This window comes from Mesorhizobium sp. M0136, from assembly GCF_040322515.1.
Taxonomy (GTDB): Bacteria; Pseudomonadota; Alphaproteobacteria; order Rhizobiales; family Rhizobiaceae; genus Mesorhizobium.
In genome coordinates, this window is record NZ_JAMYTP010000039.1 from 22,513 (window position 1) to 35,686 (window position 13,174).

A 13,174-nucleotide genomic window follows, 5' to 3' on the forward strand; every position below is an offset into this window, starting at 1 on the left:
ATGGGATAGAAGTCATGGCCAAAGACTCTGCGCTTCTGTATGAGCTGCATAAACTCATCGGGCAACGGATGGAGGCCGGCCAGATCGCGAAGCCGAGCGAAATCGTTGAGGAGATATTCAAAAGCAAACCTCTGACAGGCCCGCATGCCGACTTCTATAGAGCATTTGCCAAGAAAGAACTTGTGGATGTCGTTACACGCATGTTGAAGCGCGTGGGCATGAGTGACGATCCTGCGTCCCCGCAGATGGTTTTTCCCGGCCATACTCGCTTGGTCAAATCGTATCCTGTGCTTCGGAACGGCGAACGGTCCCTGGTTCCAATAGGCCTCTGCACAACGCAAGAACTTTCTGACCACGTCTCGCTTCTTCGTAAGCAGGCAAAGGGCTGCGAAAATCACGCTGCAGAATTGGTTGAGTACCTTGCCACCAAAACTACCCAGGAGAAAATTGAAGCGCAAATCGAGAGGTCTGAAAGAGCCGTAGCCGAGCCGGCATGAATCTTCCGGAGCCATAATTTGGCTTAGTCAAGCAGATGGTCGAGGATTATCCTTCGATGAGCAACTTTCTCGAGGTAGGCTGACTGTGCGCTCGTGAGGCACGGCCGTACAAGCACCATTTCCCAGTCCTTCAGGGACAAAATTTGCGCTTTTTCCCGGCTTCGACGGATCGTGAGCTTGAAGTCTTGAGGGCTATGCACGACGCCTTTCTTTTTTAACCTCCAGAGAACGGTCGCCAGTTGTTTTGGGGTGAATGCCCCCCGCGTCTGCAGATAGTCTATGAAGGAATGAACATTGAAATCGGGTTCAACGTTCGCCAGCGCCACAAGCGCGGTCACCAATCGCCTGCGGCGCGCGTCCTCGACAAGTTGTCGCCGATCCCGTTCGACTTTCTTTCGTGTTGCCAAGGCGTCTAATGTGCGGCCTTCTTCGTCGGTCGCAGCAATACCGAATCGATGAATGCATTCAGATCCGATCAACAGCCTTTCCGCGGTGTGCAAATTACGAATTTCGAATTGGTAGCGGATGTCGGGATGATCGCAGAGTTCACAGTTCGCGGAGGGCGCTTCCAGGTCATGGTAGTCGCCAGTGTAGCGCCACTCGCGAAGAGCTTGCGAAAGGCTGTCTTTGTCCCAACTGAACGGGAGTAGGTTGTTCGCGGCCCTCGTTTCCCAACTCATTGGGTTACGTCAAAGGCCGGTTTGAATTGGTTATGAAGAGCTGTTGGTCGATAGGCCCGAGATAGACCTTATTCAGTAAAAAACTGAATAGAGCCTTTGCGCCTTTTCGGTCGGCTGGTATCTCGATACGGCCTGCATTTACGGAGATTGGAAATCCTATGGCCACTGCCTGCGCCTGAATATTTCCAACTGGGTGATTCCCAAGAACGTTGGCCTTGGTGATTGCAAGAACGTGCTTTCGAATACCTTCATCAGCTCCGGCTACGAACGCCGTAGCATCCTCGATGGCGAGGCTGGCGTGGCCGCAAAATGCAGCTAGCTCAGGATCGGTTGCTTCTCGGAAGACAGGAGACATATCGAGGACACGCCGTAACATTGAATAACTCTTGAAGCGGACCAGTCCTGTCGCGTCGACGGTTGCTACCAATTTGTTATCCAGTGAGAATGCCGGTTCGACGAGCCGTCGGAAAACATCGCCCTCATATAAAACCGCGAAACGATTAGACAGCACCTGTTGCGGGCCAAAGTTCTGGATCAAGAGGCGCCGATTTGGGCCGTTGCCAAGGACTGCGAATAGGCCCTTGACGGATTGACCTTGAAAATTGGCGACATCGAGTACCGGAAGTGCCACCGCGTTCTGGTCTGCTGCGGCTAGCAGCGCCTGTGCCTCTGGCAGATTTTGGATGAAGAGCACATCCTCGCTGTCTGGAATCCAATCGCCTGTGAAGGCAATTTCGTTGGCGATACCGGCCATGAATTGAGCTTCTTGGTTTTCGAACACCCCGTTTAGTTGGGCCTGCAGCGGATTGGCCAATTGAATGTGCCTGACTTCGACTATCTCTGCCGGACGGCATACGGCGTAGAGTTGAGTCATTTATTTTTCCCCCAGATCGAGCAGAATGTATTCGGTGAGCTGGCCTACCTGCAATTCCGTGGCGGCAGTACGAAGATGTTTCTTCGTTATCAGCACGAAAGTCACTCCTTCAGTAGATTGGACTTTGTAGAAATGCCACCCAAGCAAGCCCAGCAAGGGGTTGAAATGGTAGTTGTATCCAGTGGCGGTTATAACGCCGAAGATAACAAGTGTTGGTACCCAAAATTTCCAATCTAGTGTGTTGAATTGCGACGTGAATAGCGGCATTACATAGAGGAGGAGAAAGGCGGTGTTCTCATGGTCCGCAGCCTCGATTGACGCTGCTTTGAATCCAGATGCGGGCAGTGAGCGTTTGGCGCTCCAGAGAATCCAGACGCATAGGACACATAGGATTAGGCAACCCACCAGGATTAATTTTGCCGTCTGGGGCGCGCATTCAACCCACGCAACCCAAGCATAGGTCAACCCGACCGGGGCGAGGGCTGTGCTTGTGAAAACTAGTCTAGCAAAAACATTGAACATCTAGCTCTTCTATCACGTTGCAGCATTCGGCGACGATACGACTGCAGAAATCCACAGCGCCTTTTTTAGGCGAAGGGGTCGCTTCGTGCTGTTGGGCCCTCTATCGGGCCTGCCCTGTTCCGTCTTTAGGCCCCTCGGCAGCTTTTATCGGCATCTGCTCTCGAAGCTGCCATTCAGGTTACGGCCCAAAGGCTGCCCGACGGCTTTGCGCCCCATCTCAGTCACCCAGCGTCCTAAACGAAGATATTAAAAGCCGCCGCGCCATTATTCGGCTGGCACAGGATTCGGCGCAGGGACCACGACCGCAGTCGAGGCCTGGGCCATGTTGAACCGCAGCACCTCCTCGAAAACTCGGTTGCGCGCCTTGGCGTCGGTAATAAGCGAGGCGGCCGGCATTACATAAAGGTGCAGCGGGATATCGTCGTCTGTGCCGATGACGAAGTCGTCATAAACCACCCGTTCGCTTAGCGAGAACACGTCCTTGAACCCGGTACGCTTCATGTCTTTGTAGAATTCGTCATCGATCTCGACGACCGAGAAGGCGAACACTTCCCGCACCGTCTCGATCCGGTCGACGAGCTCGCTGGCATAGAGGCGGCACTGCAGGAGCGCCTTGTTGTTGTCGAAGATGTCGGCGCCGGGCTTCTTGAATTCGATGATGACTAGCCTGTTGGGATGCCCCTCGTTATCCTTGGAAAAGAAAGCCGCGACGTCGGGCTTGCGCTGCTGCTTCGACTCTGTCTCGATGCCGACATCGCGGACGATCTTCGCTAGGGTCTCGTCGCTGTAGATGCTGGAATAGGACAGGAATTTGTCGTCTACGAGCCAGACATTGTTCTCGCGGATATTACTGCCATCGCTGTGTTTTTTCAGGATCGCATCGTGAAGGACATGCTCCGCAGATTCACGCGGCATCTTGGCTAGTGAGTCGATGACTAGTGCCCGATGGACAATGAAGCGGGCCAGATCGTCGCTGGCGAGATGAGAGATATCGTCGAAGTCGACCTTGCGGCCTTCGACCATGTCTTCCACGAGTTGGTCTTCTCGCCGCGCCTGCTGCGCCCGATAGGTTTTGACGATCTCGTCAGCGTCCAACATCGCAGCATCTCCGTTCAGGGAATCGACGGTGATGAACGGATAATATTTCTGAAGCTTCTCGATATTGGCGGCCTTGAACGCATCGATGTCGCCTTCCGCCGTCTCGTTGATCATGGCCAGGCATTCTTCGTGGATGCGCGGCATGAGCATGTCGCGGCTGATCGGCGACACGAGATCGGCGTCGGAGGCCGTCTTTGGAATTTCGAGCTTCTGGCGCTCGATATTGGAGCTGCGGTTCAGATAGGTCGAGGTGATCGAGATGAGATAGCGGCAGATGTCGAACCGCTTGCTGATCTGATGTTCCTCGACGCATAGCTGGTCGGCACAGAGCATCGCGACGATCCCCTTGCGCGGGGCCTCCTCGCGGAACAGATAGCAGTCGAACGTCTCGCCGCTGACCTCGAACGACCGAGTCTTCAGCGCCTCGATCTTCTCGCCTGACAACACGAACGTATCCGGAAAGGGCTGCTTCGAATTGTGGGTGAAGGTAATCGAGATCGTCTTTCCGGCCTGCTTCTTCAGAAACAGCAATAGACGCAGGTCGTCGCACATCGAACTGACGAGCTTGGTAACCTGCGTGTTGATTTTCTCCCTGAGCTCGGAAATCGTTATCGTTGTCTCTAGCTTTCCCGAAGTCGCCGTCCGCTTAACATCTTCCGGCTTAAAGTCGGGAGTGTAACGGAATTCGACCAGATGTGTGGGTAGTTGGCTGCGAACCTCGACGCGGTTGGCATATTTCAGAAAGGAGAGGCGGCCGACACCCTTACCACCGATATCGTCCTTGTGGCCTGTGCAGATCTCATCGAAATAGTTGAGATTATCCTGGGTGAACCCCTCGCCATTGTCGGAAACAGTGATCCGGTCTAGGACGTTGCGCACCTCATCGCCCAACAGATCCGACTGCTTCTCGAACCAGAGATCGACAGAAATCTCGTTCGCACCGGCGTGGATCGAATTGGTGATCCCCTCACGGATCACGTCCCGCGCCGTCACGCCGCCTTTGTAATGTTCGGCGATGAACTTCTTGAGATTAATCCGTGCCATAACGACTGTCTAATGAGGCGGCCCTTGGCAAGCAAGTGGGCCGCTATTGCCGCAATGGCTTAGAAGACCACCTTTTCACTCTCTAACGCAGGGAGTCGATATGCCAACCACACGGGAGAGAGGCGCGACGCGAAGGCGTCGCTCCCTTCGTCTGGCGGCAGGCGCTGGGGGGACAGGCACCGAGGGTGCCTTGCAGCTTCATGAGGCTTGGCTCGCGCGGCCCAGGCCGCCGCACCAAGCGGCAGGTCACGATACTTTGGCCCCAAAAGCAGCCTGACCGCTATCGTGAAGAGTTTCGGGCGCCGGCAGGCGTACGAAAGTCCCCGAGGAAGGAACCCGCGGGCCACAGGCGATGGCTATGGGGATTTCGGATTTCGGCAGATGTCGGCGATGGCGCGACCGCCGTCGGGAAGCTCTGGGGTGACTGCGGACAGACCGCTTCGCTGCGCCTCCGCGCGGTATTGTCGGGACGGTGGGCGGCTGGGCGCGGCTCTGTCGGTGTCGATGATCACCATAGACGTGCGTCGATCCGTTGCCGGAGGCTGAGTGCCTGCAGCTGAAGGCTGAACCATTCCATGCCGGGTCATGGCGTGCTGCTCCCGGTCGACGGGGAACCGTGTGGCGGTCCGCGCGGCTGCCTCCATCGCTCGAACACCTCGATCACGATCATGCGTCCGCCGCAGCAGGGGCATGGCGGGCGGAAGTTGTCCGGTTCGTCCGTGGTGTCATCGTCGGCCGGTGCGGCGACGTTCAGGAGTTCACGCGCAAGCGCGAGGCTGGCCTTGCGAGCAGAGCCGGCAAGCAGGCCGCAATGCCGGATGCGGTGGAATCCCTTTGGCAACACGTGGAGCAGGAAGCGGCGGATGAACTCGTCGGGGCCAAGCGTCATGAGCTGCTGCCGGTCGGCGCCTTCGCGACGATAGTCCTTGTAGCGGAAGGTGACGCCGCTCTCGTCGAGGCGGATGAGGCGGCTGTTCGAGATCGCGACCCGGTGGGTGTAGCGCGACAGGTAGGCGAGCACCGCTTCCGGGCCGGCGAAGGGCGCCTTGGCGTAGACCACCCAGCGCTTCTTCCGGACCGGCGACAGGTGGCGCAAGAATGCCCGCCGTTCCGCGAAATGAGCAATTGCGCCGAAGAAGGCGAGCCGGCCAGCGTCGTGCAGCGCGACCAACCGGGAGAGGAACAGGCGGCGGAACAGCTTGCCGAGCACGCGCACCGGCAGCAGGAAGGCCGGACGCGACGATATCCACCGGCTAGCGTCCGGCGCGATGCCACCGCCCGGCACGATCATGTGCACGTGCGGATGGTGTGTCATCGCCGAGCCCCATGTGTGGAGCACGGCGGTGATGCCGATGCGCGCGCCGAGATGCTTCGGATCCGCCGCGATCGTCAGCATCGTCTCCGAGGCCGCACGGAACAGCAGGTCGTAGACCACCGCCTTGTTCTGGAACGCGATGTCGGCGACCTCGGCGGGCAGCGTGAAGACAACGTGGAAGTAGCCGACCGGCAGCAGGTCGGCCTCGCGCTCGGCAAGCCATGTCCGCGCCGTGGCGCCCTGGCACTTCGGACAGTGCCGGTTGCGGCAGGAGTTGTAGGCGATGCGCCGCTGGCCGCAGTCCTCGCAGGCCTCGACGTGACCGCCAAGGGCCGCGGTGCGGCAGTGCTCGATCGCCGACATGACCTTGAGCTGGGCGAGGCTCAGGTGCCCGGTATGGGCGGCCCGGTAGGCGGGCCCGGCAGCACGGAAGATGTCGGCGACCTCGACCGAGGCGCGCACGCTCAGCCGTCGGGTGAGATCTCTTCCGGCTTGAACAGGCCAAGCTTGTCGAGCGGGCTCGTGACGGTGCGCACCGTGCGGGTTGCAACCTTGGTGTAGAAGGCTGTGCTGTTCAGCTTGGCGTGCCCGAGCAGGACCTGGATGATCCGGATGTCGGTGCCGTCCTCCAGCAGGTGGGTGGCGAAGCTGTGGCGCAGCGTGTGCGGCCCGACCCGCTTGGCGATGTCGGCCGCCTGCGCTGCCTCGACGACCACCCGATAGAGCTGGCGGGTGCTGATGGGCTTCATCGCATGCTGCCCAGGAAACAGCCAGCCGTCGCGATGCATCACGCCCTGCTGGCGCCCGACCTTCCACCACTGGCGCAGCAACAAGAGCAGGTCTTGCGACAGCATGGCGTTGCGGTATCGCCCGCCCTTGCCGCGCTCGACGCGCAACAGCATGCGCTCGCTGTCGATGTCAGCAACCTTCAGCGTCGACACCTCCGCCACGCGCAGGCCCGCGCCATAAGCGACCGACAGCGCGGCCTGGTGCTTGAGGCAGGTGGTGGCGTTGAGCAGACGGGCAACCTCGTCGCGGCTCAGCACCACCGGCAGTTTGCGCGGGCGCGCCAGACAAACAGCTTGCGCGCCAGATCCGGACGATCGACCGTATGCGTGAAGAAGAAGCGCAGCGCCGACACGATGCTGTTCATCGTCGGCACGGGAACACCGTCGTCCTGCTGCTCGATCTGGAACCGGCGCAGGTCGTCAGTGGTCGCTGTGTCTGGTGAACGCCCGAGGAACGTCGCCAGGCGTCCGATGTCGCGGAGATAGTTGCGCTGCGTCTCCTGTGAGAAACGCCGCATGTTCATGTCGTCGATCAGCCGCTGACGAAGTGGACTGATAGGTGCATCAAGAACAGGATAGGGCATGGTCAGGCTCCTTGTTGAAGAAGCCTGTGATGCTCTGCCCCTGCCGAACCCCGCTCAACGCAGGCGCAACGACCGGTTCTTGATCTCTACCTCAACCGCGGGCGCCCATCCCGCGCAGCGGGTCGTCTAATCGCTCGACCGTCAAGGGGGTGAGTGCAAGGCCGTCGTCCTTTCTGTCGATTCTCGTTCGTCCGAATGCCGGGTACAGGGTCGTCTACGCGGTCGACGCGATGATCGCCGCAGGATGAGTTTCGCAGGTGAGATCTTCCTATGTTCGTTACGCAATCTGCTTACCGAGGCAGTTGCTTCCCGCTTCGCGGAATGATCTCAGCCACGTCCCGGCAGGGACGGCTCGGTGCGTCCTGTAAGAACGCTGTTGGTTGAATGGCCTGACGGAATCGTCGCAGGGAGCGTCTGAAGATCAGGCAGCGGCGTGCGTTCCTCCGCGCGGATCGAATAGCTCGCCCGTCCGGAGCATCGCATGCATGATCACTGCCAGCTTGCGCGCCAGGGCCACGGCCGCTCGCTTGAAGCCGAGCCGTTCTTTGAGCTCCAACGCCCAGGTTCGCAGGGTGCTGGTATCCGTCGACCGGTTCAGGATGACCGCGGCCGCCTCGTATAACAGTCCGCGCAACTGATTGTCGCCACGGCGCGAGATATGTCCGTCATTATCGACCTCGCCGGACTGGTAGCGTCTCGGGGTCAGGCCTACCCATGCGCCCACGGCGCGCGAGTTTCTGAAGTTCGCCGGATCCTCGACGGCTGCGGCAAAGGCGGTGGCTGTTACGGTGCCTACACCGGGCACTGACATGAGCAGACGGCAGTGCTGGTCCTCACGCGCCATCGCGGCCAACTGTTTGCTCAGCTCTGCTGTCTGTTGTCGGATATCACTCCATGCCCGAAGCATTGGCGCAACGATGCGCGCCAGCTTTTTTTCGCCCTGCAGCAGGTTGCGAACGTTGCGCTCGAACACGCTGCCGGCGCCCTTGGGCACGACGAGGCCGAACGTCTTCATCAACCCACGGATTTGGTTGGATATCTGCAAACGCATCTTAAGAAGCTGGCGCCGCGCGGTGATAAGCGTGCGGATCAGCATGCTGTCGAAACCTTTGACCCGAACCTCTCGGTAAAAGCCGACCTCGGCCAGATGTGCCAGGCCATCGGCATCGTTCGCATCGGTCTTGTTCGCGGCCATGTCAAGCGCGGCCTTGGCATGCCGCGCGTCGATGCAGATCACCGGCAGCCCCTCTGCCGTCAGCGCATGGTAGAACCACACCGACAGCGGCCCCGTCTCGAATACCACCCGCCGGACATCGGGTGCGCGCTTGCGGATCACCGCCGCGAGCAGTTGCGGGTCGGACGCGCACTTGCCCCGCCACATCCTTTTGCCGTCCTGACGGATCGATATTGCCGTCTCTTTCATGGATACGTCGAGACCGATATACTGCTTCATGGCTGTCCTCCGTTCGATGCCTGGGCCCGGTGTCGATCGTGAGCCCGTTCTTCATCCTATCGGGGGACAGCCAGCCGGCTAGAGGTTCGAACATCGCCGCCACGTCTCAGGTGGCCACCGCTCCCGCGATTACGTCATGTTCGTTCTCCGGCCCCTTTTTGACATTCAGTCAGACGGTGCCCGCAATGCGCCGACGACAATTCTTTCTCTGAGATGCCTCAGTTGGCCCCACTTTGCGTTGTGTTAGAGCTTCGTCGAAGAACATTCGACATTCTTACCACTAACCCCAAGGTTATCGTGGAATTTTGCTAGCCACTTTCTTTGACAAGTGGCTTGGCTTCAATCGCTCCTTGAGGATAGGTGCTTTGCTTCAACTTTAGTTGGCGACGCTCTTGATGCCAGATGCGACCGCTGCGTTATCAGCGGATTGGGTTATGCTGTTGAAAAGGACACACGCACTTTCTTTTTTGCGGAAATTGAACCCTAAGCAGGATTTGTCGTTTGCACATTGCAGTATGCAGTCGGGATATCGGAGCGGAGAGGTCCAATAGGCATTGCCAGAAATTTCCGTTTTTGTGGCGAACACCAAATTCGAGTAGCGCAAATTGCTCTCGACCACTTTCTTTGCGGCCATGATCGACTCTTCGCTTTTGACCAGTAGCGATGCGTCCCCTTTCATGAAACAAGCTCGAAATTTTGTGTTATAAGTAATCGCTAGACACCTGAAGTCTGTATCGCAGGCGGTTTGACACTGCTCAGAACTCACGTTCCTAATTGGCATATCCGGCAGGTCGTTTCCGATCGCGTCCCACCCGGACACGACAACAAATCCACTATCTGGATCGAGCTCTGTCGCAGGAGTTTCTGCGGGGACAGTTGCGGCCTGCTCTCGTGACCGGTCAGGAATGATGTCTGAAGACGCAAATGTGCGACCATCCAGCCACGCGCATCTTGTTGCAAGATCGACGGCGGATGAATCATTAAGGCCGACCAACTGAAGCGTCTGAGCAGCAGCGCCAGGCCCGGCTGGTGGCGCTGTCGGGGCAGAACGAGCTGCCAATGATACATTTACGTCTACGCCGTTCACACTCCGCCGAGAGTAACACCACGCTCGGTCCCAGGTTTCGTCGTTCTCATCCTTGAAGTGGTGACCTGTGATTAACTCCCAAGTGGTGCCTTGGAACTCGACGTTCTTGGTGGCGAACTTGTTGAAGTCGACGGTCACCACGTCAGGCTTGGTAGGGACGTCAGCCTGGGGCGCCTGCTCCTGAGTTGGCTTTGGAGTTGGAACAGGAATAGGCGGCTCGTCTTTCGGGGAGGTGAGATCGCTTGGCTGCTCTATGGTCGGCAAAGCCGCCGGCTCCGGCAAGGTTTTGTCCCATAGACCAAGATTGATGCCTAGCCCAATCCCGACCGCCGCCACTGCAATGGCTCCGCCAGTCGCCATTCGGCGAAAGGCGGTCGCTCGGGCTGTCTTCTCTTGGGCCGCGGCTTGAGCCTGCAAGGTTGGAATCGCTGACCTTTTGACGGCGAGATCGACGGCTTGCTCAAGCAGGGTGGTGTTATGCCGGACGAGCACTTTTGCGACCCTTCATTGATACCGTCACGAGGTCTGAAACCTCAGGCGGCAAATCCTGGTCGAGGGCCTTGCGAAGGACTTCGGGATCATCGGTGAAGAGCGGAACATAGAGGATCTCTTTGACCACCTTTTCCACAGGCACCTCAACCCGCTTCTCAACCTCTTTCTCGACCATAACTTCGACTGGTACCTTAATCGTTCGAATTCGGTGCCAACGCCAACTCAGAAGCATTCTGCGGAGCAGCCTGGAAGTCTTGCTCTCTGAATTGTCCTCTTCTCGGGCGGCAATGCGCTGGAGCGCTAGAGCGACCATTGCCGTAATTGGTCCCGCGAGCGCGGCGATGAGCGCGAGCGAGCCGAACCAAATCACAGAGATTATTCCGGCCTGTGCCTCAGTCACCAGTTCAGGTTTGCTGCCGTACCACCGTGAGGCAATACGGCGGACCTGATCTGTCCGCGCCATTGGGATCCGCTCCTTGGCCAAGGCGCTGAGGGCTTTGGCAATCTGGTCCTGTCTGACCTGGTTTTGCGCCGAGGTGTTTGCCTTGTTGGCTTCTGCCGCCTGGGCATCTGCGAGCCGTTTGCCCGCTTCATCCAATCGACGCTGCCAAGCCGCGGCATCACTATCGCGCGTTTGCTCCAGAGACGAACGCCTATCGACAAGCTTCTGCCTCTGGTCAGTAGTCATAGGAGGGCTATTTGCCCGCAAACGATCGAAATTTTCGCGCAGCGCAGCAATCTCTTGATCGAGCGGCTCAATCTGAGTGTCGAACTTGGTGATAATTTTCGTGCGGGGGTTGGCAAGTTTAGCCACTTCCGATTCTAGCCTGCGTGCCGAGTCGCTGTCGCCTGAATCGCGCGCCATACTGATCCGTTCAACAAAGCTGTCGCGTTGGCGCTCAAACTGATCGACAGCGTCTTTAACTTCGCGATCACGCTGTTGAATCAGCGCCGATCGAACCGCGTTTTTCTCCTCCACTTGATCGCGAACACGCGAGGCCTCTGGAGTAAGGGCTGTCGTTCCCTCCAATTCCGCATTGGCCTCGGCAATTTGCGACTGAAAGGTCGCACGCGATTTTTCCGCAAGAGAGGTCAGCTGCTCAATTTCGGAACGGGCTTGATCGACCTGATCGGCTCTTCGACCAAGTTCGTCAGCAGAGGCGAGCTTTGTCGCTTCCTGCTCAAGGGCATCAATCTTGTTTACGAGCTCCTCATAACGCAGCTGACGCAATGCGCCTGCCCTCTCCATCCCCATAAAGACAGTTTCGAAAGTGATGCCTGCAAGAACCAGGAGGAAGACCAAGATTACGGGCTTCCAGAGCCAAGACGCGCTGAAAAGCAGTGTAGCTATCGGTATCTTGGTGAGCTCCGCGATTGCCACCATGAGAAAGGGTGCACTGGCGAGCGTCAAATCCATTGCAGTGACAGACTCGCTTGCAGAAAACGCTTGTACGCCTAATGCTACACCTGTCGTAAGACCAATCGCTGCGGCCGCAATCTCTAGGGCCCAGGCACCACGGTAGGTCCACTGGCCATAGCTTGCCAGCTTTTGACTCATCACAGTCTGCATTTTACTCGACCCCCCCGACAGGCAACATCACGCCTTGATCGCCTATCAGCATACACTGAAAAATAACTACGCTAACGATTTTGAAAGTCTTAGTTAAGGCGTCTTGTCTCTATTGCCGCAACAGCTTTTTCTGCCCTTCAGATATAGAATACCTCGTCAAAACATGGGGTAGCAGACCGCGCCGCCCATGCATGGTCTTCGTTGGATAAGCCGAACAGGCCGTAGCGCGCTTACTCCGTTACATTTCAGCTAGGGTCAGGACCCATTAATTTGTTGAGTTGATCTCTGTTGGGTGATTCAAGGTGGCAGGAGGTGCCGCCTTGAGTGATTTGCTGATGTTGACGCCGGAGCAGATGCGCCGGATCGAGCCCTATTTTCCTTTGTCGCATGGTGTGCCGCGTGTAGATGACCGCCGGGTGCTGAGTGGCATCCTGTTCGTGATCCGCAATGGTCTTCGCTGGCGAGATGTCCCTTCCGACTACGGTCCGCACAAGACCATCTACAACCGCTTCATCCGCTGGAGTCGGCTGGGTGTGTTCAACCGCATCCTGGCGGAACTGGCCGCGCAGGGCGGCGAAACGGACAATCTGATGATCGATGCCACCCATCTCAAAGCGCATCGCACTGCCGCCAGCCTCCTTAAAAATGGGCTCTATCCCGATGTATCGGACGCAGCCGAGGCGGACTGACCACCAAGCTGCAAGTGGTCTGTGACGGCAAGGGACGTCCGCGGCTGCTGCATCTGAGCGAAGGGCAGGCCAATGATCACAAGACTGCTGCGGCAGTGATCGAGGATTTGCCCGCCGCCAAATCCCTGCTCGCCGATCGGGCCTACAGTTCAGCGGCCTTCCGCCAGGCGCTCGTCGAGCGCGGTATCACGCCATGCATCCCACCCCATGCCAAGCATCGTGTTCAGCACAGCTACGATCCTGTCCTATACCGACAACGCCACAGGATCGAGAACATGTTCGCACGCCTCAAAGACTGGCGACGCATCCACACCAGATACGACCGATGTGCTCACACCTTCCTGTCGGCGATCGCCTTCGCTGCAGCCTTCATCTTCTGGATCAATGAGTCCTGACCCTAGTCACCTGAATCTGAAGTTCGGTTCATTGTCTTCTGGCAGAAACGCTTGACCGATGCGAGGATCTGGTCGGCGGATTTGAC

Annotated in this window: 10 protein-coding genes and 1 pseudogene; 2 read left to right on the forward strand and 9 right to left on the reverse strand. The window is 58.0% G+C overall.

Going from position 1 to position 13,174, the window contains the following annotated elements:
- Window positions 1–14 precede the first annotated feature (14 nt).
- Window positions 15–497, forward strand: a complete 483-nt coding sequence (locus tag NKJ35_RS29040; protein WP_352650991.1) for a hypothetical protein — start codon at window positions 15–17, stop codon at window positions 495–497.
- 23 nt (window positions 498–520) lie between these two features.
- On the opposite strand, the gene NKJ35_RS29045 is transcribed toward NKJ35_RS29040, so the two are convergent.
- The 9 genes and pseudogenes from NKJ35_RS29045 to NKJ35_RS29085 form a co-directional block, all read right to left on the reverse strand.
- The gene (locus tag NKJ35_RS29045) at window positions 521–1,177 is read right to left on the reverse strand and encodes a hypothetical protein (RefSeq protein WP_352650992.1); all 657 of its coding nucleotides are present in this window, start codon (window positions 1,175–1,177) and stop codon (window positions 521–523) included.
- A gap of 4 nt (window positions 1,178–1,181) precedes the next feature.
- Window positions 1,182–2,051 carry a hypothetical protein gene (locus tag NKJ35_RS29050; RefSeq protein ID WP_352650993.1) on the reverse strand — a complete coding sequence of 290 codons (870 nt, stop codon included), beginning with the start codon at window positions 2,049–2,051 and terminating at the stop codon, window positions 1,182–1,184.
- Window positions 2,052–2,573, reverse strand: coding sequence for a KwaA family protein (locus NKJ35_RS29055; RefSeq protein ID WP_352650995.1), 522 nt, complete (start codon window positions 2,571–2,573; stop codon window positions 2,052–2,054).
- Window positions 2,574–2,837: 264 nt separating this feature from the next.
- The gene (locus tag NKJ35_RS29060) at window positions 2,838–4,715 is read right to left on the reverse strand and encodes an ATP-binding protein (RefSeq protein ID WP_352650997.1); all 1,878 of its coding nucleotides are present in this window, start codon (window positions 4,713–4,715) and stop codon (window positions 2,838–2,840) included.
- A 583-nt stretch (window positions 4,716–5,298) separates the two neighbouring features.
- Window positions 5,299–6,492, reverse strand: coding sequence for an IS91 family transposase (locus NKJ35_RS29065; protein WP_352650999.1), 1,194 nt, complete (start codon window positions 6,490–6,492; stop codon window positions 5,299–5,301).
- 2 nt (window positions 6,493–6,494) lie between these two features.
- Window positions 6,495–7,402 (reverse strand): annotated as a pseudogene (locus NKJ35_RS29070) (tyrosine-type recombinase/integrase).
- A 421-nt stretch (window positions 7,403–7,823) separates the two neighbouring features.
- Window positions 7,824–8,855 carry an IS110 family RNA-guided transposase gene (locus NKJ35_RS29075; RefSeq protein ID WP_352651001.1) on the reverse strand — a complete coding sequence of 344 codons (1,032 nt, stop codon included), beginning with the start codon at window positions 8,853–8,855 and terminating at the stop codon, window positions 7,824–7,826.
- A gap of 376 nt (window positions 8,856–9,231) precedes the next feature.
- Window positions 9,232–10,434 carry a PAN domain-containing protein gene (locus tag NKJ35_RS29080; RefSeq protein ID WP_352651002.1) on the reverse strand — a complete coding sequence of 401 codons (1,203 nt, stop codon included), beginning with the start codon at window positions 10,432–10,434 and terminating at the stop codon, window positions 9,232–9,234.
- Entirely contained in the window at window positions 10,418–12,004 is a 1,587-nt protein-coding gene (locus NKJ35_RS29085; protein ID WP_352651003.1) for a hypothetical protein, read from the reverse strand. The genes NKJ35_RS29080 and NKJ35_RS29085 overlap by 17 nt, the downstream gene beginning before the upstream one ends.
- 320 nt (window positions 12,005–12,324) lie before the next feature.
- Between NKJ35_RS29085 and NKJ35_RS29090 the strand changes: the two genes are divergently transcribed.
- Window positions 12,325–13,088, forward strand: a protein-coding gene (locus NKJ35_RS29090) for an IS5 family transposase (RefSeq protein ID WP_352651005.1) whose coding sequence is annotated in 2 segments (ribosomal slippage) — window positions 12,325–12,664 and window positions 12,664–13,088 — 765 coding nt in all. Because the reading frame shifts where the segments join, the coding sequence is not laid out codon by codon here.
- The last annotated feature ends 86 nt before the right edge of the window (window positions 13,089–13,174 follow it).